Genomic DNA, 26,537 nt, shown 5'->3' with positions numbered 1-26,537 from the left:
CCCGGAGGTCGCCCGTGCGTTCTCCCCGCAAGGCCGACCTCCCCCGCAAAACCTGCCTCGCCTGCGGCCGCCCCTTCACCTGGCGAAAGAAGTGGGCGGCCGTCTGGGACGAGGTGAAATATTGCAGCGACGCATGCCGAGGGAAGTCGAAGCGGCCCACCTGATGAGGGTGGCCGATTCTGCCATCCCAAGGCTTCCGAGTTCCGCGAACGAGATTGACCGAGGCTACGGCCGAGATTGGACCAGGTTCGACGATGGTGATGACCAGGCAGGCGAGCAATCTGAAGATCAAGGCCTCTCATGTGGATGACGAGCGACCCTGGGCGACCAGGGTCCTCAGCCCGGCGCTGGGCGGCGGGCTGGGGACGTCCGCCAAGCTCAACCGACAGCAGCGTCGTGCCCAGGCCTCCGGGCAGGGCAAACCCTCCGCCGAGCCGCCGAAGAAGGTCAGCACGCCCAAAACTCAGGTCGCGGAAGTCGCGGCGACCGAAGAGAAGGCCTGACACTCGGGCAGGGCCGTTATTCGGCCCGCTCGTACAGACTCCGACGTCAAAGAGCCCGCCGAGCTTGCAGCTCGGCGGGCTCTTTGATCATGGGGACGTGGATCGAAGGGCCGGATGGCGGCTCGATCAATGCCGGAAGTGGCGGCGGCCGGTGAGGATCATGGCCATCCCGTGCTCGTTACAGGCGGCCAGAGTCTCGTCGTCGCGGCGCGAGCCGCCGGGCTGGATGATGGCGGTGACACCGGCGGCCGCGGCGACATCGGGGCCGTCGCGGAAGGGGAAGAAGGCGTCGGAGGCCAGGACGGCCCCCTTGGCCTTCTCGCCCGCCTTGGAGACGGCGATCCGCACCGAGTCAAGCCGGCTCATCTGGCCGGCGCCCACGCCGATGAGCTGCGTCCCCCTCGTCAGCACGATCGCGTTGGACTTCACCGCGCCGCAGACTCGCCAGGCGAAGGCCAGGGCCAGGCGCTCGGCGTCGGTGGGCTGACGCTTGGTGGGGACCGTCCCACCGGCCGGGTCGGCCTCGATCTTGTCCCAGTCCTGGATCAGCATCCCCCCCTCGATCCGGCGCAGGTCGAAGCCGGCCGGGCCGGGCTGGTCGGGGCCGATCGGGGCGCCCAGGTCGAGCAGGCGGACGCTGTTCTTCCACGTCGGCTTGGTGGTCAAAAGCTTTAAGGCGTCGGGGGCGAAACCGGGCGCGATGATGGCCTCGATGAACCGGCCAGCCACGCAGAGACGCTCGGCCGTGGCCCGGTCGAGCGGGCGATTCAGGCCCACGATCCCGCCGAAGGCGCTGACTGGGTCGCCCTCGTAGGCCAGCTCGAAGGCCTCGGCCAGGGTTCCGGCGACGGCGGCGCCGCACGGGTTGTTGTGCTTCAAGACGCAGGCGGCGGGCTCGGCGAACTGGCGGACCAGGCGCAGGGCGCTGTCCAGGTCCAGCAGGTTATTGTAGGAAAGCTCCTTGCCGTGGATCGATCTGGCCGTGGTCAGATTCGGTCCGGCGGTCCCGGGCTCGGCATAAACGGCGGCCCGCTGGTGGGGGTTCTCGCCATATCGCAGGATCGATCGCCGCTCGAACGTGGGGGCGAACGTTCCCGGGAAGGGTTCGTCGCTGGCATTGACGCTGTCGGCGGCCGGCTTGGTCTTGCCAGCGAGGTAGTCGGCGATGGCCCGGTCATAAGTCGCGGTCTGCTCGAAGACGGCCAGGGCGAGTTCCTTGCGGAATTCAAGGGTGGTCCCGCCATGCTCGGCCAGCTGAGCCAGCAGTCCGGCGTATTGATCCGGGCTGGTCAGCACGGCGACGTGTGCATGGTTCTTGGCGGCGCCCCGGACCAGGCTGGGGCCGCCGATGTCGATCTCCTCGACGGCCTGCTCGAAGGTGACGCCCGGTTTGGCGACCGTCTCCTGGAACGGGTAGAGGTTCACGACCACCAGGTCGATCGGCTCGATCTGCTGCGCGGCCAGGGCTTCCAGGTCACTCGGAACATCTCGCCTGGCCAGAATCCCGCCGTGCAGCTTCGGGTGCAGGGTCTTGACCCGGCCGCCCAGGATCTCGGGCTGGCCGGTGTAGGCCGAGACCTCGGTCACGTCCAGTCCCGCGTTGACCAGGGCCGTCCGGGTGCCGCCGCTGGCCAGCAGGTGAACCCCTCGATCGGCAAGCCCCCTGGCCAGCTCGACGAGCCCCGTCTTGTCCGAGACGCTCAGCAAGGCCCTGCGCACGGGCACCACCACTCCAGCCATCGGACAGACCCCTCGGACTGCGAAGATCGAGACGCGACGATGCGAAATGCGACGAGGGGCCGGCGCGGGTTGTGCTCCCGCGCCGGCCCCTCGTCATTCTATCAGAACGAGGCGAATGCCTCAGCCCTTGGGCTCGGGAGCCTCGGCCGCGGGGTCGGGGGCCGGTGCCTCCGTCGTGGCGGGATCCGGGGTGGGCGCCTCGGTGGCGGGCACCACGGCGCGGGCGTTGAACGGATCCTCGATCCCCTCGGGCGGGATGTAGCCGAATGGCTTCTCCGCGGGATCTCGCAACGACTTCGGCTCGACCTGGTCGATCTCGCGCAGGCAGATCAGCGAGCCCGACGGGCTGGCCAGGTAGATCCGGTCGTTGATGGTGTTGGTCATGGTCAGCTTGAACGACCGAAGGTCGAGGCCGGCCCGCTGCCGGGTCGACCGGGCGTCCTGCGTGATCTTGCCCGTCGCGCGGTCGAGGACCAGCAGGTCGCCGTCGTGCGTCCTGAGGTAGAGCTTGGCGCCGGAGACCGCCACGATGTCGCCGCCGAAGGTGGACGTGGTCCACTCGGCCTCGCCCGTGTCGGGGTGGACCGACGAGAGTTCGCCGCCGGTGTTCTGGACGAAGATCTCCCGGGCCGAGATCAGGACCGGGTGGTCGATGGGCGAGCCGGTGGGGAAGAGCCACTTACGCTCGCCGGTGAACAGGTCGATGGCGTAGAGGTTGTGATCCATCGACGGCACCACGAGCGTCCGGGTGCCGAGAGCGCCCATCTGGGCGACAATCGGGCCGCCTGTGGCGAACCGGTAGAGCAGCAGCGGCTGCTTGGCCAGCACGGTAAAGACCCGGCCGTCTCCGCTGCCGAAGCTGACCACTTCGCCGGCCGGGAGCGCCGGGGCCGTCAGGGCCGAATCCGACTGCCAGCTCCAAATTGGGACCGGGTGCTCCAGGTAAGGAGCCGCCCGGAACTCCGCCTCGTCCACGGCGGCCTGGGCCAGAGCGTCCGCCGCGGTGCCGCCGAGCGTTCCCGCACCCCGGCCCCGCCCCGGACCGCTCTTGCGCGGCTTCATGTCTTTCAGGGCGTAGCCCATCATCCGGCCCGAAGTCAGGCCCACCGTCACGATATCCTCGGTGGCCGCCGTCGATCCCGAGGGGAGCGACGGAAGCTCCTGGGTCCAGAGCGTCTTGCCCGTCCCACGATCCAGCGCGAAGAGGGTATTCGCGTTGGAGACGAACACCGCCCTCGAATTCGCCGAGACCGGCATCGCCTTGGCAATCTTCAGCCCCAGCGCCTTGTTGGGCGTCAGGTTCGTGCTCCAGAGCAGGCGGCCCGACTCCGCGTCGTACGCGTAGAAATTGGCCTCATTGGTCTGCACGTAGACCAGGCTCTCGAACAGCGTGAAGGCCGTCCCCTGCTGCGGCGAGGCCGGCAGGCCGCTGCCCAGGCGGAACGTCTTCGTGGTGCCGTTGTAGCCAATGATCCGCCTCGACGTGCCCTTCATGGGCCCGGAGGTGATCACCAGCCGGCTGCCGACGTAGACATCGTCGAGCGACGACAATTCGCCGTCGGCGATGAACTGGGTGGTGCTCGGCACCGACCCCTCGTCAGTGACCGGGTCGATGTCGAGATTGGCGTTCGTGACCGTGCCGTACACCGTCTCGGTATTCGACGACAGGCTGACGGCCAGCACCGTCTCGAAGGCGTGGCCGAGCGGCACCGACGTATTCCATTGCCGCTCCAGCCCCGCCCGGTTCAGGGACGTGTGGGTCGGCAGCAGGTCGCGTGAGAGGGGCTGCTGGGCCCGCAGCGTCGGCGCCGTCAGCGCGACGGCGACCCAGGCCAGGGCAAGTCGGCGGATCATGGTCCCATCCTTTCCGGGGGCCGCGCAGGGGCCGAGAGGCGCGGCTCGATGATAACACGGCGTATCTTCCCTAGCCGACGCAACTTCGTCAGTCAAGTTGGTTGAGCTGAGAAGATGGGAATGTCCGGCGTTTTAACCTGCGTCTTCAAGGAATAGTCCCAGATCGTCCGAACGAGGACCGGCGACCAGGTCGTCGATATCATCTGCCCCGATCGCCCCGGTCGCGCCATTCGCCCCGGGTGCGCCGGCGAGGGGGGGCGGGGCCAGGGCTGCGGCCATGCATTTCGGACAGGCGTCGGCCAGGCCTGCATACGGCTCGGCGCACCTCGGGCAGAGGCCCGCGCTCCGCCTCAGGGTCGGCAATGAGGCCCGCAGGCCGGCCCCCTCGACGGTGCCCGAGAATCGCTCGGCGGCCGTCGTCGCCAGCAGGACAACATCGGGCCTGATCAGGCCGCCACGCATCCGCTTCTGGATCGCACGGATCATCCAGCCTGCCAGGACCTTGTCCTGCGCCAGCCTCGGCCCGTCGTCCGTCACCAGGGCAAGTTCCTCGCGCAGCTCGAGCACCCGCTCGGGGTCGTTCGCCTCCTGCGCCGCCTCCATGCGCGAGGTCAGCTCGGCCGTGGCCTTCGCCCTGGCGTCTGCGTACTCCTCGAGCATCGGGTCGCCCGGAGGCAGCAGGTCGGCGAGCGACTGGGCATCGGCCCATCGCCGCTCGCGGATCGCCCCCCTTAACCCAGCCCGCCCCTCGGCGGGTGCCGGCTCGGGCTCGACCTGCGTCATCGAGGGCAGGGCGGGGGCCCGCTCCAACGCCGCCGCGATCCGCTCGAGCACCAGGACGAGGCGTTCCGCCGGGGCGTCCGGCACGCCCCCCGGCGTCATTGCCTCGAGCATCGGGGCTTCTGGACGGCGGGAGATGCCCCAGGCCAGGCAGACGCAGAGAAGGACGACCGCGACCGCCTGCGCGGCCTGCGGCCCCCAGATCACGGCGCAGGCCGCGGACAGAGACAGCACGACCAACGGCCAGCTCAGGCTCTGGCTCGGCGGACGGTCGACGGCGCTCGAGTTCCGCGGCGATGGGTCAGTCATGGGTATCGGGGCAGGTCCGGGACGATTGTTCGGCGAGAGGGCGACTCTTCCATGATCGCCCCCGCGGGACCGATCGTCCAGCCGTCAGTCCAGAGCGGCCGCGACCTTCGACGCCGTCGGATCGGGAGGGTGATCGTGATCGTCCGGGGTGTATCCGGCGGGCAGCCCCGGGTCGAACCAGTGGTAGATGCCAGGGATCAGGAGCAGCTTCAGGAGCGTGCTGGTGATCAGGCCGCCGATGACCACCGTGGCCAGCGGGCGCTGGACCTCGGCGCCCGCTCCCGACGAGATTGCCATCGGGATGAACCCGAGGCAGGCGACCATCGCCGTCATCAGGATCGGCCGGAGCCGGCTCATCGCCGCCTCGCGCACCGCCTGCTCCACCGGCTCGCCGCGTTCCACGCCCTGCCGGGTGGCAGCCACCATCACCAGGCCGTCGAGCACCGCCACGCCGGAAAGCGCGATGAACCCGACCCCCGCCGAGATGCTGAAGTTCAGGCCGCGGAGCCAGAGCGCCAGCACGCCGCCGACGGCGCCCAGCGGCACCGACAGCGAGATCAGGGCGCCCAGCCGGATCGACTGGAAGGTGCTGAACAGGAGCAGAAAGATGAGCCCCAGGGCCACCGGCACCACGATCGCCAGGCGCTGGGTGGCCGATTGCAGGTTCTTGAAGGTGCCGCCCCACTCCAGGTAGTAGCCGCGGGGCAGCTTGACCTTCTCGGCCACGCGGGCCTGCGCCTCGCCCACGAAGCTGGCCAGGTCGCGGCCCCGGACGTTGGCCTGCACCAGGGCCCGCCGGCGGTTGTCCATCCGGTAGATCTCGTAGACGCCGTCGACCTGCTCGAAGTTGGCCAGGTTCTCCAGCGGGATCATCCGCCCCTGGGGGTCGGCGATCTTCAGGGCCTTGATCGTCTCGATATTGTCCCGAACCTCGGCCCCGAACCGCACCTGGATGTCGAACCGGCGCTGGCCCTCGACCACCTGGCTGACGATCTTGCCACCGAGCGCCGCGACCACGTCGAGCACGCCCGACGCATTGATCCCGTAACGGGCGATTCGGTCGCGGTCGACACTGATCTTCAAGAAGGGGAGTCCGCCCAGCACCTGGGCCCGGACGTCGGCGGCCCCCGGGGTCGCGCCGATGGCCGCGGCGATCTCGTTGACCTTGGTCTGGAGCACGTCGAAGTCGTCGCCGAAGACGCTCACGCCCAGGTCGCCGCGCACGCCGGCCGTCAGCTCATTGAATCGAACCTCGATCGGCTGGCTGAAGTTGAAGAAGGCACCCGGCAACTCGCGGCGGCAAACCACCTCGGCCCGGCGGATCAGCTCCTCGCGAGACATCTCCTCGTGGCCGCCCCCGAAGAGGTGGATCAGCGGCTCGATGGGCTTGAGCAGCAAGGCCCAGCGGCCTCCCATCGGCTCCGGGTGTTTAAGATACATGAAGACGTCGGTCTGATTGACGCCGGCCGGGTCGATCCCGATCTCGGGCCGACCCGTCCTGCAAAGGACCGAGTTGAGCTGGCCGGGGAATTCCGCGTGGAGCGCCTTTTCCAGCCGCGTCGAGTCGGCCAGGCTCTCGCTCAACGAGGCGCTCGGCGGCCTCGTGATCACGATCTGGACGTCGCCCTCGTCCAATTTCGGGATGAACTCGGCGCCCATGCTCATCGCGACCGGCACGCCCGCCAGCATCAAGGCCAGGCTGGCGGCCACGATCACCAGCGGCCGACGCACCGCGAAGTCGAGCATCGGCGCGTAGATCCACTTGGCCAGGCGGATCGGCAGCGTGTCGCGCTCGGCCGTCCCCGCCTTCAAGGCAAACGACGCCAGGACCGGCGTGGCCGTCAGCGACAGCAGCAATGAGCCCGTCAGGGCATACACCACGGTCAGGGCCATCGGCCGGAACATCTTCCCCTCGGTCCCTTCCAGGGCGAGCAAGGGAAGGTGGACCAGCGTGATGATCGCCACGCCGAAGACGACGGGCTTGCGCACCTCGCGCGTGGCCGCCCTCACCACCCTCACCGCGTTGGAGCCGGGCGGAGCGTGCGCCAGCCTGGCCACGCAGTTCTCCATCACGATCACCGAGCTGTCCACGATCAGGCCGAAGTCGATCGCCCCCAGGCTCATCAGGCTGCCGGCCACCCCGGTGTACTTCATCAGCGAGCCGGCGAAGAGCATCGACAGCGGGATCGTCAGCGCCACGATCAGGCCCGCGCGCATGTTGCCCAGCAGGGCCAGCAGCACCAGGACGACGAGCAGGCCCCCCTCGATCAGGTTGCCCGCGACCGTCGACAAGGTCTTGCCGATCAGCACGCTCCGGTCGTAATACGGCTCGATGACGACGCCGTCGGGCAGACGCGTCCGGATCTCGTCCAGCTCGCGCTTGATCCGCCCGACGACCACCCGCGAGTTCTCGCCGGCCAGCATCATCACCGTCGCCGTAACGACCTCGCCGTTGCCGTCGCGGGTCACGGCGCCGGTGCGCAGCATCGGCGCGAACCGGACCTCGGCCACGTCGCCGATCACGATCGGGGTGCCGTCGGGCGTCACGTCCAGGACAATCTCCGAGAGGTCATGCAGCGCCCCCACCAGGCCCACGGCGCGGATGATCCGCTGCTCGCCGTTGCGCTCCAGGTAGCCGCCACCCGCGTTCGAGTTGTTCTCGCGGATGGCCTCGAAGATCGCGTTGGCCGCGATCCCGCGCGCCTGCATCTTCTCGGGGTCGAGCCGGACCTCATACGTCTTCAACTCGCCACCGAAGGCGTTGACCTCCACCACCCCGGGCACACCCTTCATGGGGCGTGCAATCTCCCAGTCCAGGATCGTCCGCAGCTCCATCGGCGAGAGCGGCTTGGCCGAGTCGGGCGAGTTCTTCACCTCGAACTGGAAGATTTCCCCCAGCCCGGTCGCGATCGGCCCCATCTCGGGAGAGCCGAACTCGGGCGGGATCTGCCCGCGTGCCTGGATCAGGCGCTCGCCCACCTGCTGGCGGGCCCAGTAGATGTCCGTCCCCTCTTCGAAGACGATCGTCACCCCCGACAGGCCGAACTGCGAGAACGAGCGGATCTCGCGCACCATCGGGATCCCGTTCATCGAGTTCTCGACGGGGATCGTCACGAACTGCTCGATCTCGTCGGGCCCCAGCGCCGCGGCGCTCGTCAGCGCCATCACCTGCACGTTCGTCACGTCGGGCACCGCGTCGATGGGGAGAGTCAGCAGCGAGTATCCCCCCACCCCGATCACACCCATTAACACCAGCAGCACGAACGGCCGCTTCTTCAGCGCGCCGTCGATCAAGCGATCAAACATGCCCGGAACTCTCCCAAGAGCGAATCAAGCGGATGCGACGCGGCGGCAACGCGGATCGGCCTCGCGTCAGGACGACGCGAGGCGGATTGCTTCGGCTTTCAACTTGAATCCGCCACTACGCACCACCTGCTCCCCCGCTTTCAGGCCGGAAAGCACGGGCACTCGCCCTCCCAGGTCCGTCCCGATGTCCACCTTCCGACGCTCGAACGACTCGGGGCCGCTCCGCACGTAGACGTAGGAGTCGGTCCCATCCGTGATGATCGCCGTGGAGGAGACCTGGACCACCGGCTGGGGCGACGGCCGGACGATCCGCACGTCCACGTACATCCCGGGCTTCAACGCCCGGTCTACATTCTCCGCACGTCCGAGCAGCTTCAACGCACGCGTCTTCTCGTTGACCAGGTCACCGCTGTAGATCACCCTGCCCTTGAAGACACGCCCGGGGTATGCGGCCGACTCCATGAGGATCTCGGCGTCTTGACTCCCCTCCAACGCCGCGAACCCACTCTCGGGCACGTCGGCCTCAACCCAGACCGACGAGAGGTCGGCCAGCGTGAAGATCCGGCTCATGGTCGTCACCGGAACGCCCGGCACGACCAGTTCTCGATCCAGGACCGTCCCGTCGAACGGGGCACGGAGCGGGTAGCTGCTCACGGGCGTCCCATCGGAGAGCAGGGGCGCCTTCAGCTCCTTCTTCGTCTGCGGATCTCCGGTGTTCGCTTCCGTCGACTCGACCGCGACCTTCGCCGTCAGCGTGTCGGTTTCGGGGTCAAGGCCCATCAGCCTGAGCCGCTCGCGGGTCACGCGCACCGAAGTCTCCGCCCTGCGCAAGGCCTGCTGAGCCTTGATGTTCGCCAGGCTCGTCGCGAAGCCCATCTCGTCCATCAGGGCCTGATAGGTCGCCTGGGCCGCCTCGTAGCGGGCCGTCACTTCCTGGAATTGCTTTCCCGTGATCAGCTCTTTCTCGTTCAGCTCCGTGTTCCGCGACATCGTGGCCACCGCCAGCCGATAATTGGCATAGGCCGACAGCAGGAGTTCACGGTTCTCGCCCACCGGGCGGTCGCGGAACGCCTTGTGGATCTCGTCGGGCGTCTGGCCCTTCTCGAGCCGATCGACCAGGTCGGCCGTGTTCTTGAACACCTTCTCCTGACGCTCGGCCTGGGTCCTGGCGACATCCAGCTCCTGCAAGTCGGAGAAGAGCTGGAGCCGGACCGTGCCCACCTCGGGGCTCTCGATGGTGGCCAGCACGTCGCCGGCCTTCACATCCTGGCCGATCCGCACCAGGACCTCTCGGACGATGCCCGCGGCCCTGGGGGTGACATACGCGAACCGGGACTCGCTCGGGGTGATTCGCCCGGGCGCGGACAGCTCCCGATTCATCGGCCCGGCCGTCACCGTCTCGATCGTCAGCCCGACCGCACGCTGCTGGACCTCGCTGAACGGGATCTTCCCGTCGGTCCCGACTCGCGGAGGCGGGGGAGGAGCCGGAACGCCGAGATCGGCCTGAGTCTGCCCAACTTCAGGGCGGACCGCCTTATCATTGGGCAAGAACAGCGCAACACACAAGGAGATCACTGCCAAAGCCATCAGCCCAAGAATGAGCTTCAGGGGCCGAGTCTTGGGTCGCCGCGTGGACGAGAGGGGGGGAGAACTCGCCATCGTTGGAGCCTCGTCTAGCGGTCATCAACAGGGGGATAAACCGCGAGAAAGGGCCGGATTCAGGCGTCCAGGCCCCTCAGGTCGGTCATCCGGCCGCGTCCCGATCGAGCGGAAAAGAAAGCCACTCAATCATCTTACCGACCTCGGGAAGAGGTGGGGAGCTTTCGATCCGGCCTCAAACGAAATCGTTAGGCCTGAGGTTGGAGTTTTATTCAATGCTTCAAATGCATCAACCGTGCCACAACGAGGGCCTCCGATCGCCGCCCTCCCCTTCGAAACCGATGGCCGCCATCCCCTTCGAAATGCGACCGACCCTGCCCCCTCCGCCCGGCGTCGCCGCGGGGCAAGGGGGGCAGGGCCCGCCACTGATCGAGATGTTCTGCCGGCCTTGGCCGACGAGGACTCAGTTCTCGAGTTGACTGGCCACCCGGTTAACCGGGGCCAGGAGCTCGGGAGCTGAGTCGTCGAAGAGATATTGCATCAGGTAGGCGTCTTCGCCCGTATCCGGGAAGTGCTCGCGGGAGACCTCGAGCGCCCTGAACCCCTGAGCCCGGAAGAAGAACTGGCCGCCGATGTTCGTCTCGCGGACGTTCAGCAGGATCTTCGTCCGGCGGTGGCTCGACAGCTTGCCCACCAGCTTGGCGGCCATCTGCTGGCCGACTCCGCCGCGGCGGAACTCGGGGTGGACGGCGAAATCGAGCACGTTTAGGCGGTTCTTGTGCAGCTCATAGATCATGAAGCCGACGACACGTTCGCCGTACTCGGCCACCATCCCGATGCAATTCCGCTGGCGAAGGACGCGGAGGAATTCCTCCTCGCACCAGGGGAAGTCGTAGCTGGTGTGCTCGATGGCAAGGACTTCGGGCATGTCGCGGCGGATCATCCATCGAATATGGACGCGCACCTGCGCTTTGGCGCTCGGGGCCGTGCTCATCGGGCCTCCTTCCTTGGAATTTGAGCGTGCAGGGGCCCGCCGAGGTCGCCACCTGGCGAGCGCGACCGGCCCTGGATCCATCCGATCCGCATCGTCATCGAAGGTGGCACGACCTGGGAGATGGCGGCTCGGGTGCTTCGTCGCGTCCCGCGTCGCCCGGGGGGCCGAGGCCCGCCGAGGGGTGGCGAATCATAGCGAAGCCCCGGGATGCTGGCTAGGCCGCTTGGGCGGCCCGCCCTGCCTCGTTCCCCGGTCGCCCGACACCCCTTCAATCGGCACGACCGCCGCGACGACTTGAGCCGGATCGACCGATTGCAGCGGTCAGAACCGCCCGAACGAGTAATGTGCATTCGAGGCGTCGAAGTCGGAGTCATGCAGCCCCGGGTTGAGCTTCAGGTCCGCGTACGTGTACTCCTCCAGCAGCTCGGGCGCCTGACCCTTCTTCTTGGGCCAGTCGTATCCCTCGAACCGCACGGGGAGCCCCAGCTCCTGATCAATATACAGCTTCACCTGATAGAACAGGTCGCGGGGATATTTCGTCGGGTGCTTCGTCTCGATCATCGTGCACTTACGCTCGCCCACCAGCGAGTGCGGGTGGATCTTCACGATCGTGTCGCCGTAGTGCAGCCCGTAGCCCCACGACGCGTGGACCGTCTCGATCAGGGAGCCGATGCCCGCCTCGGTGATCGGGTGGCGATTGTCGGACATCGCCCTCGACCCGTGCGGGTCCAGGCTCATCGTGCCGGCGAACAGCTTGCCGAATCCCACGTCGTGCGCCTGCACCTTGTTGCCGTGGCGGCCCGAGACGTAGAGCGCCTCGCGCCCCTTGTTCGGCCTCTGGAACTTGAAGTAGATGCTCCAGGGGCTCGACCGCACCTTCATCGTCATCACGTTCAGGGGGGTCAGGTCGCCGCCGATCCGCTCCCGTTTGTAGAACGTGCAGGTATAATCACTGACCTTCGCGAACCGGGCCTTGCACTCGGCGACCAGCTGCCTGGCCTGCTCGATCGGGTGGACCTCGGCGTCGGCGCCCGGCTTCTCGCGGCCGGCGGCCTCGACGGCGCGCTCGGCGAGTCGGACCGGCGCGGGCTGGCCCGTCGGCATCGGTCCGTCGGCAACCGCCAGCGCGAGCGGCAGGGTCAGGGATGCCAGCGCCAGCCTCAGGGGGCCGGCCGTCCGGCGGCCCGCCGACACGATCCGGGGGGCGGGACGGTTCATCTCGACCATGAGTCAACCTCATCCCGGCCTGCATGCCGGGCGGACGGGATGTGACCGCGCCGGGAGTCCCCCCGGGGCGGACGTGAGGATGGGGGTCGCTCGCATCACCCGAACGACGCATGTCAAAACGAGTTCAAGATGCCGTGAAGTCACTTCTAACGGACGATCGAAGGGAAGGACCGAGCAGGTATGCAACTGGCGGGCCGAACGCCGAAACACGCTCAGATCGCACGCGACGGCGGCGCAATCCCCCCCTCCGGAACGAATCCCATCCACATCGGCTGCTACGCTCGCAGAAATTGGCTCATTTACAAGACGACCTTATCGAAATGACAATAAGGGCCGAGCCGCCCGAGCACCTTTCCACCTCCCCCGTCGAACGAGCCAACGGCCATGCCCGAACCCGCCCACCGGATCGTGACCGTCGAGTCCTCCGCCTTCGCGCAGAATGCGTTCGTCCTCTGGCGCCCGGGGCGCACAGACGCCCTGGTCGTCGACCCTGGCTTCGACACCCGGCAGATCCTCGACCTCCTGGCCGAAGAGGGCCTGACCCCCGCGGCGATCCTCAACACCCACGGTCACGTCGACCACATCGTCGGCAACCGGCCCATGAAGAAAGCCTTCCCCGAGGCGCCGCTCGTCATCGGCCGCAACGATGCGCCGATGCTCGACGACCCCGACCTGAACCTCAGCGGCGCCTTCGGCATGCCCGTCACCAGCCCTCCCGCCGATCGGCTCGTCGACCACGGCGATCGGCTCGATCTGGCGGGCTTCTCGATGGAAGTCCGCGAGATCCCCGGCCACAGCGTCGGCTCGGTCGTCTTCGTCGTCGATGGGGTCTCTGGCGACGAGGCCGAGGCCCCGTTCGTCCTCGGGGGCGACGTCCTATTCGCGGGATCGGTCGGCCGGCACGACTTCCCCGGCGGCGACGGCCCCCTCCTGTTCGCGGGGATCCGATCGAAGCTCTTCGACCTCCCGGACGCCACGGTCGTCCATCCGGGCCACGGGCCCGACACCACCGTCGGCCGCGAGCGCCGGAGCAACCCCTTCGTCGGCGAGCGCGCCGGCTTCGTCCCGCTCGGCGGCTGAGCCCCCCGGATACCCCCGCCCATGCTTCCGACCCCAACCCCGAAGGCCCCGCGCGTCTGGGCCATCGCCGACCTCCACCTATCGACGGCCGCGCACGACCCCCGCGAGCGCTTCGCCGGCCGCTGGGGGGAGCACGCCGACCGGATCGAGCGCGAGTGGCGCAAGGTCGTGGGGCGGCAAGACCTGGTCCTGCTGCCCGGCGACCTGTCGATGGCCCGCGGCCACAAAGACTTGCAGCCCGACCTCGCCTGGCTCGACCGGCTCCCCGGCCTGAAGGTGATGTCGCCCGGCAACCACGACCGCTGGTTCAACAAGGTCGAGGCCGTCCGCCCCATGCTCAGGCGGTCGCTCAGGGCCGTCTGCGGCGACGCCGTCGAGGCCGCCGGCGCCATCGTCTGCGGCGCACTCGGAGCCCCGGTCCCGGCGGACGACCCCGAGCCCAACCCCTCGGCCGTCGCCGCGCTCGACCGACAGCTCGCCGCGCTCGACCGCGCCCTGGCCCATGCCGCGACCCTGCGCACCGCCGGCCAGCCGCTCTACGTCCTCTGGCACTACCCCCCGTTCGATCAGTTCCGCCGCCCAGGGCCGGTCGTCGATCGCCTCCGCGCCGCCGGGGTCGACGCCTGCGTCTACGGTCATCTGCACATCGAGGGGCAGTGGTCGCTCGCCGTCCAGGGGGTCGTCGACGGGGTCCGCTACCACCTCGTCGCCGCGGACGCCGTCGGCTTCCGGCCGCTCGACCTCGGCCCGATTCCGGGCGAGGGCAAGCCGCCGCTGGACGTTCGGTCAGTCATCAACTAGGATCAATCTGGCAGTGCAGTCCAACGCCCGCTCGACGGCGTCCTGCCGGGCACGCCGATGTTGCGGCAGGGCCACACGGCCGAACCACGGGGACCGCGACGCGACACGTCAGGCTTAGGATCGAGTAAGATGCATGTGGCGGTCGACACGGACTGATCCGCCGGGATCGTCCACCTCGGCCATCCCCTCCGATGCCAATCCAGGAAACGACCCGTGAGCTCCCTCCTCCCACTCGTCTCCCAGATCGAGCGTCCCGCGGTGGCCACCAAGCCGGCCAGATTGAGCCGCCCCGCCCGCAGCGTCTGGACCTGGGCGATCCCCGCCATCATCCTCCTGGCCCTCTCGGGTGCCTTCAGGGCCTGGCAAGACGTCCGCTTCGCCGAGGAGATCGCCCTCAATAAGGTGGTCCCGTTCTCCCTGAAGAAGATCCCCGCGAAGCTCGGCGACTGGGAGATCCTCGAGAACGGCGAGGCCCTGCTCGACCCCCGCATCATCCAGATCGCCGGCGCCTCCGACTACGTGCTCCGCAGCTACATCAATAAGAAGAACGGCGTGACCGTCACCGCGCTCGTCCTCAGCGGGCCCGCCGAGGCCGTCATCGCCCACATCCCCGAGGTCTGCTACCCCGCCAACGGCTATCGTCCCTCCGACATGCCCGACATCGCCAACATCAAGGTCGACAACGACCACAACGCCCAGTTCCGCTCCCTCGCCTACGCCAAGGGGGGGAGCATCGGCGAGCCCCCCTTCAAGGAAGAAGTGTTCTACTCCTTCCTTTTCAAAGGGAATTGGAACCCATTCCCGGCCAGTTTTTCCAGGATCACCAAGCGCAGCCCCTGGGTCATCAAGATCCAGGCCCAGCGCCGCATCGGGGCCAGCGAGAACCGCGAGATCGACAACCCCTCCCAGGACTTCCTCGCCAAGCTCCTCCCCGAGGTCGAGGCGCTCATCAAGGCGTCGGGCGTGAAGAGCTCCGTCGAGCAGGCCTCCGCCGCCCCCCAGCCCACAACGGCCCTGGTCGCCGGCCACTGAACCGGCCCTGTCCGGTCTAAGGTCCGACCAACGCTCTCCCCGCTTCCGAGGTCGAGTCGCCCCACCGGGCGGCCCGGCCTCGCCCTGCAATGGGCGAGGTGGCACGCTCCTTGAACTTCGGCCAATCTCGCCCTTGAACGACGCCTGAAATCGGGCTCCGATTTCTCGCGGTCAGTCCGGTCCTGATCCGATCAAGCCGGCGTTTCGGGCCGTCGCCCCGCTCAGCGCGGCGATCCTGGTCGCTGCCTCCCCTGATGGGCTCACGCTCGTCCGAACCGCGACCCACCACATCGGGCCGGCGATTCGAAATCCGGTTATTGTGCGTAACTGGATCCAGGACCGGGACTAAAGGCGAGGCCAGGCGGTTGTCGCCATCTCAGGCTGCCCGAACTGGGTCGCCGACCTCAACCGTCTGGCAGACCGGAAACCTTGCCGGTGTTGCCTGATTGCGCAGTAACCTGGAAGTAAACTACTCAGTCCGACTCAAGTCGGAGACGGCGCCAACCGGGGGCCAGTTCTCTCGACCTCTCCCTTTTGAATCGCTAACTTTACAATGGGAGTCTGGGAAAGCTTCGTAAGGTTGACAAAGTCTGAGACAGGCCGACGGCAGGTTCTGCAAAATTTCGGACGTAAGTCAATGTCAGAATATGGTTTGTAATAAATACAATGTGAACATTTTCGCGTCTGGCACGTTCTATGCTTTAGGAACGAGCATCTCAAGCCGGCCACGGCCGCGAGGGATCGAGACGAAGGCCAACCACCTCCAACGGATCTGAGGGTGACATCATGCTGGTCCTGAGCCGCAAGTTGGGTGAGAAGATCGTCATCGGCGACAACATCGTGGTGACCGTGGTCAAGATCGACCGCAACCAGATCCGCCTGGGCATCCTCGCCCCCGCCGAAGTCCCCGTCTACCGCGAGGAGATCGCCCCCAACCGTCCCGGTTTGGTGACCTCCAACGCCACGCAGCGGGACGTGCTCGTCAACGTCTGAGAGTCCCGGGCGTCGGCCAGATGCGGCGCAACGACTCGAGCACAGATCTTGCGGCGGCCTCCTCCGACAGGCCGACGAGTTCGGTGCAGCGACTCAGAGGCTCGGCCGTCACGGGCCCGTCATAACCCGCATCGGCCAGCAGGCCGAGCAATCCCGCAGAATCGACCGCGCCCCGGATACCGGGCAGTCCGCGGTTCTCGTCCACGATCTCCGAACGCCCGACCCTGCCCCCCTCGGGCAGATCCGCGACGTGCACCCAGGTCACTCGGTCAACGCCGTACCGAAGCGCAACCGAGTTCTCTTCACCCGCGGCATAGAGATGGAACGCGTCGACGAGCACCCCGATGGATGGAGCGTACGCGTCCAAGGCCTCGATGATGAGGCTTAACTCCTCGTCCCCCATCCTCTGGATGTAGGGCAGGGCCCCCGCGGGCCGCGAAGACTCGACGCCGATGACCTCCAGGCCCAGCCGCGTCCCCTGGTCTTCCAGGATTCGCGCGATGGCACCGAGCCTGCGCACGTGGAACTCGAACGCCTCGCGGCGTTGGTCCGCAGGGCCGAGATCCGACGGCGGCAATCCGGTCAGCACCCAGGTCCCAGTCCGGGTCAGGCCCAATTCGCGAGCCAGGCCTGCCAGCCGCGGGAGTTCTCGCAGGTCGCGCCGGTAGGTCGCCTCGTCCGCCTTCCAGTTGATCGGCAGCGGCCAGGCCCCCCCGCGCAGGCCCAGCTCGTCCATCCTCGCACGCAGTCGCGCAGGGTCTTCTCCCGACCGGTCGAGGTCGACCATCAGGAGGTCGACCCCGCCGAAACCCGTCGACGCCGCCAGTTCGATCGCGTCACTGGCCGAGCTTGACCGGCCGATCGCGCGGACATTGAAGCTGGCGAACATCCCGCCCACGTCCGCCAGTCTCGCCGAACTCTCCACGCTCACAGGCCGGCCTTCAACGGGATTGACGCCCCCCCGGCATCGGCGCTCGCCTTGGCCGCCTCGATGAAGGCCACGATCTCCAGCGTCTCGCGCGGGTCGATGGGCGACTCCTTCGTCTCGAACATCGTGATCACGGCCTTGAGCATGTCGCGGTAGCCGTACTTGGTGTCAATTCCCTGGGTCACCACCCCCTTCGCCCCGAACATGGTGAACCCATAGTCCTGCTTGCCGGCGCGGATCCCCCGGATTCCGGCAACCCGCCCGTCGCTCCAGACCCCCGTCGCCACCTCGGCCCCTTCGGTGAAGGTGCAATTCACCTTGGTGCAGCCGGTGCCCATCAGGGTGAACAGCAGCTCGACCGGGTGGATTCCGTAATGGAACAGGCCCGGGTTCCGGGGATGCAGCGGGGCCGGCCCATACGTGAACGCGCCCAGCAAGTCCCCGGCCGGCCCCTTGCCCGCCCGAGCATCGGCCAGGCCGGCGGCGTATCGCAGGCTCGAGCACGACATCAAGGGGACGTGCTTCTCCATCGCCGCCCGCAGCATGGTCCGCGCATCGTCAACGGAGCAGGCGAACGGCTTATCCACGAACACGGGGATCCCCCGCTCGATGAACGGCATGGCCCGTTCCCGGTGCACGCTGCCGTCATTCGCCTCGATCATGACCGCGTCGATCTTGCCGAAAAGCTGGGCCGGGTCGTCCAGGATCTCGATCCCGTACTTCTTCATCGCCGCGGTATACCCGGGCACCCGCTCGGGCATGATCAGGGAAACCCCCGGAACCCCCGCGACCACCTTCGCCCCTTCCACCCACTGGTCCTCGGCGATGTCGATGTGATTGATTCGCTTGGTGAACTCGACCACATGGCTCGTGTCAAAGTCGATCATTCCCAGTCGGATCATCGCCCATCCCCCAAGTTCTGGCCCAACAGTCGGGCCCCAACGAAACGTCCAGAACCCGCCCGGCACTCCGAGCCAAGCAGACCCCAATCCGCCCCCCGGATCAAGGGGCACCCCCGACCGACTTGCCGGGTCACACACGGCAATGCCTTCGGCTCACCTTGGACCGGTGCGGACGGCTGGTGCCGGGCTCCGCCTTTTACCAACGATGGTACATCACGGCATCGAAGAAGCGGGTCTGGCACAGGACGATGATGACTGTACATGCGTACAAGGCAACAGTTCGAACGATCCAGGCAATCCCGATGACCATCCCCAGCCGATCGATCCAGTTCCGCCCGCGGCGACTCGAACCGCCCAACACCAGAGTGGACCACGCCCCCCCGATGGCGAAGGGGACGATATTCGCGAACGTGATGAACAGATAGAAACTGGTCAAGTAGCCCTTCGACGCGGACGACTGGACACCCAAAATCATCGAGTGGGTCAGGTAGGGCACCGAACCGAGCGCCATCGCCAACGTCGCGGCCAGGCAGGCGATCACCCCGGGCTGTCGGAAGACTCTTCGCGACTCGGGCCTCGGCGGCAGAAGACTCAGGATCAGGACGGCGGGCGACCATGCGACGAGGAAAGGCAGAGTGGCCTGCACGGCCAAGATCGATACTGTCAAAACGTTGAAAGTTCGATCGCCGAAACCGTTCGGCAAGAACACAAACACCTGAGTCGAATGGTCCAGGCGGAAGCAGGCGAGCGAGGCCGCCGTGGCCGCCACCAGGATCAAGGCATCGAAGATCGTGAAAGGACGACGGGTCGTCTTCGCCAAGCTCGTCGCCTCAACGAGGGCCTCGCTTCTTTCGGAGATCGACGTGATGATAATGCCCTCCCGTCGCCTCGGCCAGCTTGAGGAGCGGTGATCCAGCTTGTCTCTCGCCCAGCCTCGGGCCAACCCCACCGTCTCCGAGAGACTCCAGGACACCAAGCCGGCACGCCGGCGATCGACGCCGGGTATATGGTGGCGGCCATCCGATCACCGCGACCCATCGATCGAGCCGGCGTCGGTCGCGCCCATCGACCCAGGCCTCACTCCGAGGCGCCAGGCCTGGACGCGTGATGAGCTTGACGAGCCATCGGCTGACCAGGCCGGGATTGCTTGATCCTTGTGACAATCCGCACTCCCGACTAGGATCGGCCGCATCCTGACCGACGCTCCCCGGAACGGAGTCCGCGATGTCCATCACCTGCGACTGCGGGCATACCTTCCCGACGAAAGCCCTCGGCCTCCTCGTTCGCTGCCCGAGCTGCGGCCGCGAGTGCCGCCAGCCAATGTTCGATCTGGGCGATCGGGATTTCGCGGTCGGTTCGGTCACCAGCGGCAAGGCGATCGCGAGCGTCGCGCTGGGCGCCCTGTTCTTCTTCGCCTGCCTCAGCGGCGTGCCCGCCATCCTTCTCGGCCAATTTGCGCTCGATGACATCAAGCGGGGAGGGGGGCGAATCCGCGGCAGGCGCCTGGCCATCGCCGGGATCGCCCTCGGCGTGGTCGGCTGTCTCTACACGCTCGGCTTTTTTAGGACCGCCTACGATTCGGCGCGCGAGGACGCCAGGCGCATGCAGTGCACGAACAATCTGAAGCAACTTGGCCTGGCAATGCATTACTACCACGACAGCTACGACTGCATCCCCGCCGCCGCGATTACCGACGGGGCGGGCAAGCCCCTTCTGAGCTGGCGCGTCGCCATTCTGCCCTTCATCGAGCAGCAAGATCTCTTCTCGAAGTTCCACCTGGACGAGCCGTGGGACAGCCCCCACAACCGCTCGTTGATCCGCGATATGCCCAATGTCTACCGATGTCCGAGCGACCTGACCCTGACGCCCGGCATGACCGGCTACAAGGTGGTCGTGGGACCATCCACCGCCTTCACGCCCGATTTCAATCCCCTGCGGTTCCTCGACTTTACCGACGGTCTCAATGGCACGCTTCTCATCGGCGAGTCCAACGATGGCGTCCCCTGGACGAAGCCGGAGGATCTGCCGTTCGACATGACGAAGGCGCTCTCCGGGCTTAGCAGCCACCACGGCAACCATGGCAAGGGCTTCAACGTCCTGTTCGTGGACGGCTCCGTCCGATTCATCAAGAGCACGATCGATCCGGCGAAGCTCAGTGCGATCCTCACGCGCAACGGGAATGACGTCATCAGGATTGATGATTATTAGAAGCAGGCGACCGATCGCAGGAGACAGCCCTGTCCGGCTTCGTGGCGCTCAGCGCCATTCGGTCGCGGACGCCCCCGGCCGAAGGGCAGGACGACGCGAAAACGACCAGGATGGTCGCCCTTGGACTGAGGAGGCACGGCGTTCCAATCCCCTTTCAGCCTGTGGACGCCGCCCCGAGTACGCCGGGCTTTGTGGCCCATCGAGCGGCCGCTCAGTCGTCGCCCTTGTCCCGGTAGATGAACGTGGTCTTCGTTACCGCGTCGGGGCGACACCAGTCGAGTCGCTGGATCGCCTCGTAGAATGACCGAGCCGACTCCGCCAGCTCCCTCGTGAACTGCTCCTCCTTGTCCTTGAGGCGGAATGAGAACTCGGCGACGAGCGGCCTCCCTTCCTTGACAGTGGACCAGAGGATCAACGCAACCGAGGATTCGTCGTCGTCCCGATCGCCGAGATCGCCGAAGACGAAGCTCGCCCCGGTGAAAACCCGTTCGAAGACGCTGAGATTGTGGACGGGGAGCAACACGGTCTCCTCGGGGATCGGCCGCCCGTCGTGAGCCAGCTTCCTCAGGATGGGGAACATCGCCCCCGCCTCGCCGAGCGTGGTCACGAGTCCCCGGTCCGCCCCCACCCCCCCGATCTTGACGGTGTTCGAGTGCGAGAACCGGCAGCGGAAGGGGGGCGCGATGTCCTCCTCCAGCTTGTGTTTGGCGTCCAGCCCCCCCGTCGCGGAGACGTCGGTTCCCGCGGCGAAGTAGCGGTCTTCCGAGCGGCACTTGAGGGTGTACTCGGGGGCCTCGTCGCCATGCCGCCTGCGGAGCACGAGGCCCTTGCGCCTGAGGCTCAGGTCGGGGGTGTCGAGGAAGACGATCGTCTGCTTCTCCCTCTTGTCGAACCTGCCCTGCGTCCTGATGGACAAGGTCGTGCTCGCCAGGTCCTCGACCTCCTGCCAGAAGGCATCCGCAGCGGCCTGCCGGTCGTCGAATTGCCGGTGGTCCAGCATCACCTTGTATTCCCGCGAGATGAGCTTCATCGCACCGCTCCCCCTAGCCCGCCTTGATCGCCCGGCCGAGGACATGGGCCGCGACGTCTCTCTGTTGTCAGACTACATCGAGAATTCATGAATTGACAGATTCGCCGCGATGAGATCTGGCCGACCAGCGTCTCGTTCGAAGAATCCGAAGTGCCCCCGACTTCCAGGCCGGGTCGTGTCCGCGCCATTCCCCACTCTGCAAATCCGAGAGGAAGACCAACGAGGGCCGCGGCCTCTCAGACGAAGGCAGGAACTGGGTGTCCCGCAAAAGCAACATTGGCCAAAAATTCGGAAAATTTCGCCGGATTTCGCCCTGAATCGCAACTTAAGAGAATGGCCAACGGACGTCCCAGAATAACGGGCCCGAATTCCCGACGCTCGTCCTCGATTTCCACGAGCGGGATGGGCTTCGTTGACGACCCCTGGAAGCTGTCTCCGAAGGAATTCATCCAAACGAATCCACGAACTTAGCACGCCAAACTCGAAATGACGAAACGAACCCGGCGCCTCCGAACTCGAACCCTGATTGCAGCTTAGGACCGCGCAAACGGCTGGCCGCTGCAAAAGACCGTCATCCAGGCTCGAATGCGAAATGAACCCATTGTGCCGCGAAAAGCCCCGCGAAACGCGAATACGAAACGAACCCGGCGCGTCGACGGCGAACCCCGCCTCTCGCGTGCGGGACGCGAGGGCGGGGTCGTGGATTCGTCTTGGCCTGGGTCCGAAGCCGGATCAGTTGGCCTTGGGATTGAGGATCGGCGAGCCGGGCAGGGGGGGGAGGGCGGCGGTGGCCTCGGAGCCTGCGGGGAGGTGCTTGGCGGCGGACTGCCGAACGGTGGCCGAGCCGTCGTAGGCGGACATCTCTTCGAGACGCGTCCGGACCTCGGGCACTTCGACCCGGCTGGCCAGGGCCTCGATCGACTTGGTGCGGACGAACTCCTCGGGGTCGTGCGACAGCTGGAGCAGCCAGACGACCGGGTCGAGGTCGGTGCGCTCGACGAGCAGAGGGATGACCGAGGCGCGGAGCTCGGCCTTGGGGTGGGAGATCATCTTGCCCAGGCCGATCTGCTCCTTGCTCAGGCCACGCGCCGTCAGGACGATCTCGGCGGTGGTCGCCACGCGGGCGTCGCGGTCGTAGAGCCGCTTGAGGATCAGCTCCTCGGGCAGCAGCGACGGCCTGCGGGAGAACGACGAGAGGACCTGCTGGCGGACCACAGGCGAGGGGTCTTCCAGGTAGGCGACCGCCGGGGCGGCCGGCTCGGAGAGGGGGAGCGTGCCCAGGCAGGCGACGGCGGCGACCCTCGATTCGGGCTCGGGATCGGCCAGGCGGCGGACCACCGAGGCCTGGAAGGTCGCCTTCCAGCCGGCCAGGGTCTCCTCCTCGACGGCGATCATCGGCCGGCCGGGCTCGAAGGTCCAGAGCCGGGCGACCTCGTTCATCGCGGCCACCCGGACCATCGCGCTGGGGTCGGCCAGGGCCGAGGTCAAGATGTCGTGGACGGGGCCGGTGGCGCGGAACCACTCGGGCGGGGCGGGCTCGGCGGCGAACCGGTTGAGCACCTTGCAGGCGGCCTCGACGGCGACGATCCGGTCCTTCAAGGGGAGGCTGAGGAAGCCGCCGCGCAGGCCGGACAGGGCCTCGACCCAGGTGAGCGCCTCGGTCTCTGTCGGCGCGACCAGCTTGCCGTCGGCCGGCGGCTTGGCCCGGTTGAGCAGCTCGGCCACCCCGCGGGGATCGCCCCGGTGCAGGGACTCGGCCAGGCTGACCAGGGTCGTCCGGCCGTCGACCTTCGACGGGGCCTTCACCTCGCCGCGCATCAGCGGCAGGAGGCCCGCCGACACCGCGGCCAACCCCAAGATTCCGAAGACCCAGCGCCGCGCGTGTCGCCCTCGTGGCATGGCTCTCTCCTCGTCGTTCCGACGTCCGAATCCATTCGACATTGGTCGGCGGGTAACATAGCGACTCTCCTCAAGTCGACAAGCCCAGATGCCGACAGCCGATCGCCAACTCCCACCCCAGAACCACGCGTCGTCGAGTTTGACGATTACCGAAACTCCGACGCTTCTGCCCACGCGTTATCTTTGCCCATTCCCCCCCATTTCGCGCCGACCCCGAAAAGGTCCCGTTTTATGGTTGACAGTCTGCGGAATGGGAGGCCAGTCGGCCGATGGATTGGGGTGTGCGGAGGACGCCGCCCCCGACCAAGGAAGCGGGGACGGGCGGTGCGGGCGAAGCCCGTCGGCCCGGAGTCCAGGACGGATGGCCCCATGCCCAGGAGTGTCGCCATGAACCGCCCCCCGGCCCCGATTTCTCGGCGCGAGGCGGTCCGCTGGCTCGGCCTGATGGTCGTGTCGGCCGAGGTCGCGAGCCCAGCCCGAGCGCTGGCCGCAGCCCGCCGCCCAGAGCCCGCCCAGGTCGTCCCGCTCGAACAGCTCGCCCCCAATCTGCGGGACAGCGTCGCCGAGACGATCCGCGAATCGACCCTGCACCGCAAGGCGCCCGCCGATTCCTTCCCCTGCAACCCGCGGGTCTACATGACCCTGCTCAACGAGCCGCTGCTGACCCTGGCCCTCTGGCAAGACCTGAGCGCCTCGCCGGTGAAGCTGCGGAAGGTGGCCCTGGGCCGCTATGAAGGGGAGGACGGGGCGGGGACGACGGGCGTCTGGGAGTATGCCTACCGCTCGCCCAAGCTCAACGTCATGCACTGCTCGCTGAACAACGCGGGGCCGCGCGGCAACACAAGGCTCGAGGGGCGGGTCGTTCTGATCGTCCGCTCGGGCTACTACAAGGAAGTGAACGGGGAGCCCTGGGTCCAGCACGACCTTGAGGCCTTCGTGAAGGTCGATTCCAAGGGCTGGAAGGCCGCCGCACGCACCGCCAGGCCGGTCATCGAGAAGCTGCTGGAAGACCAGATCCGCGAGGCCGGCTGGTTCGTCTCCTTGATGGGACGACTGGTGGAGACCCACCCCGACTGGGCCATCGGCGTGGCCAACCGCCAGCCGCAACTCTCGGCCGACTTCCGGGGCCATTTCGTGAGCTTGGTCCAGGAAGTGCGCAAGCCCGACGCGAATCCGGGCCGGCCCGTCATGGCCGCGAATGCAACAGGATCGACCTCGACCGCGAGGCGCTGAGACAAGGGGCCGAACCGGCCCGACGATGCAGAGATCCCGACGCGAGAGGGGAGGGCGAGCGACCCGGCCCGGGGCAGATCTGACGACTGCCCCGGGGTCCACCGGCCGTTCGCCCCCCCTTCCGCCTCCTTATCAATCTTCCACTGAACTCAAGCTTGTGGCGTGAAGACGATGATCTCGACCCGACGCGGCGGGCCGGGCTGCGGCAGGCCGGCGGCGACCCTTGGCGATTGGGTGCCGAAGCCGACCGCGGCCACCTTCCTGGTCCTGAACCAGCCGATGGTCTCCAGCGCATGCTTGGTGTTCAGGTACTTGCGGACCGAGTCGGCCTGCTCCTGGGTGAGGATCTCGGCCATGCCGGCGTCGTGTGCGTCGTCGGTGAAGGCGGCGATCACGACCTCGGAACCGGGCCTGAACATCGCCTTCGACCAGCCCGCGGTCTCGTCGAGCAAGGCCCGTCCGCGAGCGGTCAGCACGGCCCGGCCCGACTCGAATAGATCGTCGGCCGGCAACGATCGACTGTCACGCTCGGCACCCGGCTGATAGAGCAAGCGGTCGCGGTCGAAGAAGGCCCGGTCGTTGAAGTAGCGGGAAAGTGGCCAGGTGCGTTTCAGGGCGGCCAGGTTTTCTTCGAGGTCTCCCATCGCCCGCTCGCCCCGGGACGAGACCGCGACGAGCTTCTTGTAAGCCTCGTCGTCGCGCACCAGTTTGCCCACGCTCCCCTCGCCGCGTGCGATGGACGAGGCGATCAGGCGGACGGCGGAGAGGGTCTGCTCGGCCTCGTCGGCCACGACGTCGAGCCGCCTGAGCGAGCCTTTGAGGTCGGCCAGCAGCCCGGACATCTCGACGGGAGGCTCGGTGGCCAGCTGGCCCGAGGGGCCGAGCGGGGGTGCGTCGGGCTTGCCCGGGATGATCTCGACGACCTTGGGTCCGACGAGCCCCTGGCTTCCGATCCTCGCCGTGGCGTCGGCCCGGACCAACGTCTTGAGCCTCGCATCGAGCCGGAACCAGGCCTTGACCGGCCCGCCAGGGAGGGTCGGCGGCTCGATCGCGTCGACCACCCCGGCGTCAATGCCCTGGACCCGGACCCGATCGCCGCGATTCAGGCCGGCAACTGTTGCGAAATTACCACACGCCCGGAACGTCTCCTGCCAGCGCCACTGCCTGGCGGAGATCAGGGCGATGCCCACCCCGGCCAAGGCGACAATCAGGAGCACGACGAGGGCGCTTGCCAAGGCCCGTCCTCGGCTTATGTCCGTGTTCATGTGCGGTCCACCCCGGTCCGATGGTCGGGCCTGCTGGCTACCCTGAGTAACAGGGTGTCCACGGCTGGTTACTTGCAATGATAACGTCCCGAGACGTGCGGCAAGCAGTCCTAAGATTAGCGGGGCCAAGTGTGTCGAAAATCGCTACGTTCCTGTTCACGAATGGGTCCTTCCCATGATAAGACATTCGGGATGACCGGAATGTGCCCAGGGACGGGACACCCGTCACGCCTCGATGTCGAGGCGGCCCCTCGCCCATGTCACGCCCTCGGTCATCGTCCGTGGCCTCCGCCCCACATGGAGGGTTGATTGTGGGCAACATAGGGGCAGTTTCCAGCGTGCTCGGCGATAATTCCCGAGGGTGGCGTCCGACGTGCAATTGCGTTGGCGACCAGACAGAGCGCCTCGACAATTTCGGAGCCGGCTTCCGTGCGAACTCCTCGAATCGATCGCGAGTGTACAACCATCTGCCTCCCGGCATCCCTGATGTCGGCCAGGCGGCTGAAGTCCTCGATCCACCGATTCGAACGCTCGCCGAAGGGCCCTAGCCGCAAGGCGGCCTGGTCGCAGGCGCGGGGCGTGGTCGCCCAGTTCCTCGTCGACTTCGAGCATTGGGCCGACACACTGACCTGCGACGACTTCGTCATCCTCCACGCCGTCGCCCGCCGCAATCTGCCGGCCGACGTGACGCGCGACCTGAGCCCCGCCTCCTGCCTGATGGCGTTCGTCCTGGAAGTTGCCGGCAGCGACCGCCCGACCCAGGTGCCCGGCGCCTCGGTCTTCGACCTCACTCTGTATGACCCGCCGCGAAACTGAGCCCGGCATCCATCCACCCGTCCGGGCCTGCGTGTGTC

General features: G+C 67.2%; 22 protein-coding genes. 9 read left to right on the top strand and 13 right to left on the bottom strand.

Annotated elements, in window-relative coordinates:
* Positions 1-14: 14 nt before the first annotated feature.
* Positions 15-164, top strand: coding sequence for a DUF2256 domain-containing protein (locus tag EP7_RS03135; RefSeq protein ID WP_463526124.1), 150 nt, complete (start codon positions 15-17; stop codon positions 162-164).
* Positions 165-254: 90 nt separating this feature from the next.
* On the top strand, positions 255-503 hold the full coding sequence (locus EP7_RS03130) for a hypothetical protein (protein ID WP_463526123.1): 249 nt from the start codon (positions 255-257) through the stop codon (positions 501-503).
* Between the two features lie 126 nt (positions 504-629).
* On the opposite strand, the gene purH is transcribed toward EP7_RS03130, so the two are convergent.
* The 7 genes from purH to EP7_RS03095 all read right to left on the bottom strand — a co-directional run bounded on the left by purH (position 630) and on the right by EP7_RS03095 (position 12,312).
* Complete coding sequence (gene purH / locus EP7_RS03125; RefSeq protein WP_463526122.1) at positions 630-2,243, bottom strand: bifunctional phosphoribosylaminoimidazolecarboxamide formyltransferase/IMP cyclohydrolase; 1,614 nt, start codon at positions 2,241-2,243, stop codon at positions 630-632.
* Positions 2,244-2,363: 120 nt separating this feature from the next.
* Positions 2,364-4,097: an outer membrane protein assembly factor BamB family protein gene (locus EP7_RS03120; protein ID WP_463526121.1), complete on the bottom strand. Its 1,734-nt coding sequence runs from the start codon at positions 4,095-4,097 to the stop codon at positions 2,364-2,366.
* A gap of 132 nt (positions 4,098-4,229) precedes the next feature.
* Complete coding sequence (locus EP7_RS03115; RefSeq protein ID WP_463526120.1) at positions 4,230-5,186, bottom strand: hypothetical protein; 957 nt, start codon at positions 5,184-5,186, stop codon at positions 4,230-4,232.
* An 84-nt stretch (positions 5,187-5,270) separates the two neighbouring features.
* Entirely contained in the window at positions 5,271-8,492 is a 3,222-nt protein-coding gene (locus tag EP7_RS03110; protein ID WP_463526119.1) for an efflux RND transporter permease subunit, read from the bottom strand.
* A 66-nt stretch (positions 8,493-8,558) separates the two neighbouring features.
* A complete protein-coding gene (locus tag EP7_RS03105) occupies positions 8,559-10,151 on the bottom strand; it encodes an efflux RND transporter periplasmic adaptor subunit (RefSeq protein WP_463526118.1) in 1,593 nt (530 codons plus the stop codon).
* 403 nt (positions 10,152-10,554) lie between these two features.
* Positions 10,555-11,085, bottom strand: coding sequence for a ribosomal protein S18-alanine N-acetyltransferase (rimI, locus tag EP7_RS03100; protein WP_463526117.1), 531 nt, complete (start codon positions 11,083-11,085; stop codon positions 10,555-10,557).
* A gap of 321 nt (positions 11,086-11,406) precedes the next feature.
* Positions 11,407-12,312, bottom strand: a complete 906-nt coding sequence (locus EP7_RS03095; protein WP_463526116.1) for a DUF1571 domain-containing protein — start codon at positions 12,310-12,312, stop codon at positions 11,407-11,409.
* Between the two features lie 384 nt (positions 12,313-12,696).
* Here EP7_RS03095 and EP7_RS03090 point away from each other — a divergent pair, with 384 nt between their 5' ends.
* From EP7_RS03090 to EP7_RS03075, 4 genes are all read left to right on the top strand, one after another.
* Complete coding sequence (locus EP7_RS03090; protein ID WP_463526115.1) at positions 12,697-13,392, top strand: MBL fold metallo-hydrolase; 696 nt, start codon at positions 12,697-12,699, stop codon at positions 13,390-13,392.
* Between the two features lie 21 nt (positions 13,393-13,413).
* Entirely contained in the window at positions 13,414-14,193 is a 780-nt protein-coding gene (locus EP7_RS03085) for a metallophosphoesterase (RefSeq protein WP_463526114.1), read from the top strand.
* 213 nt (positions 14,194-14,406) lie between these two features.
* On the top strand, positions 14,407-15,225 hold the full coding sequence (locus EP7_RS03080; protein WP_463526113.1) for an exosortase-associated EpsI family protein: 819 nt from the start codon (positions 14,407-14,409) through the stop codon (positions 15,223-15,225).
* Between the two features lie 786 nt (positions 15,226-16,011).
* A complete protein-coding gene (locus tag EP7_RS03075) occupies positions 16,012-16,218 on the top strand; it encodes a carbon storage regulator (RefSeq protein ID WP_463526112.1) in 207 nt (68 codons plus the stop codon).
* Here EP7_RS03075 and EP7_RS03070 read toward each other — a convergent pair.
* The 3 genes from EP7_RS03070 to EP7_RS03060 form a co-directional block, all read right to left on the bottom strand.
* Positions 16,208-17,149, bottom strand: a complete 942-nt coding sequence (locus tag EP7_RS03070) for a sugar phosphate isomerase/epimerase family protein (RefSeq protein WP_463526111.1) — start codon at positions 17,147-17,149, stop codon at positions 16,208-16,210. The two genes, EP7_RS03075 and EP7_RS03070, sit on opposite strands and share 11 nt — an antisense overlap.
* Positions 17,146-18,048 (bottom strand): Gfo/Idh/MocA family protein, encoded by a 903-nt coding sequence (locus EP7_RS03065; RefSeq protein WP_463526110.1) that lies wholly within the window; start codon positions 18,046-18,048, stop codon positions 17,146-17,148. The genes EP7_RS03070 and EP7_RS03065 overlap by 4 nt, the downstream gene beginning before the upstream one ends.
* A gap of 196 nt (positions 18,049-18,244) precedes the next feature.
* Positions 18,245-18,817: a hypothetical protein gene (locus tag EP7_RS03060; RefSeq protein ID WP_463526109.1), complete on the bottom strand. Its 573-nt coding sequence runs from the start codon at positions 18,815-18,817 to the stop codon at positions 18,245-18,247.
* A gap of 455 nt (positions 18,818-19,272) precedes the next feature.
* Here EP7_RS03060 and EP7_RS03055 point away from each other — a divergent pair, with 455 nt between their 5' ends.
* A complete protein-coding gene (locus EP7_RS03055; RefSeq protein ID WP_463526108.1) occupies positions 19,273-20,256 on the top strand; it encodes a DUF1559 family PulG-like putative transporter in 984 nt (327 codons plus the stop codon).
* Between the two features lie 211 nt (positions 20,257-20,467).
* Here the strand turns inward: EP7_RS03055 and EP7_RS03050 are convergent, their stop codons facing one another.
* Positions 20,468-21,286 carry a hypothetical protein gene (locus EP7_RS03050; protein WP_463526107.1) on the bottom strand — a complete coding sequence of 273 codons (819 nt, stop codon included), beginning with the start codon at positions 21,284-21,286 and terminating at the stop codon, positions 20,468-20,470.
* 732 nt (positions 21,287-22,018) lie between these two features.
* Positions 22,019-23,185 carry a HEAT repeat domain-containing protein gene (locus EP7_RS03045; RefSeq protein WP_463526106.1) on the bottom strand — a complete coding sequence of 389 codons (1,167 nt, stop codon included), beginning with the start codon at positions 23,183-23,185 and terminating at the stop codon, positions 22,019-22,021.
* Between the two features lie 387 nt (positions 23,186-23,572).
* Between EP7_RS03045 and EP7_RS03040 the strand changes: the two genes are divergently transcribed.
* On the top strand, positions 23,573-24,418 hold the full coding sequence (locus EP7_RS03040) for a hypothetical protein (RefSeq protein WP_463526105.1): 846 nt from the start codon (positions 23,573-23,575) through the stop codon (positions 24,416-24,418).
* A gap of 149 nt (positions 24,419-24,567) precedes the next feature.
* Here the strand turns inward: EP7_RS03040 and EP7_RS03035 are convergent, their stop codons facing one another.
* Positions 24,568-25,653 (bottom strand): MlaD family protein, encoded by a 1,086-nt coding sequence (locus EP7_RS03035; protein WP_463526104.1) that lies wholly within the window; start codon positions 25,651-25,653, stop codon positions 24,568-24,570.
* 459 nt (positions 25,654-26,112) lie between these two features.
* Here EP7_RS03035 and EP7_RS03030 point away from each other — a divergent pair, with 459 nt between their 5' ends.
* On the top strand, positions 26,113-26,499 hold the full coding sequence (locus tag EP7_RS03030) for a hypothetical protein (RefSeq protein ID WP_463526103.1): 387 nt from the start codon (positions 26,113-26,115) through the stop codon (positions 26,497-26,499).
* The last annotated feature ends 38 nt before the right edge of the window (positions 26,500-26,537 follow it).

The organism is Isosphaeraceae bacterium EP7 (assembly GCA_038400315.1).
Classification (GTDB): domain Bacteria; phylum Planctomycetota; class Planctomycetia; order Isosphaerales; family Isosphaeraceae; genus EP7.
This window is presented reverse-complemented; position numbering and strand designations above follow the sequence as displayed.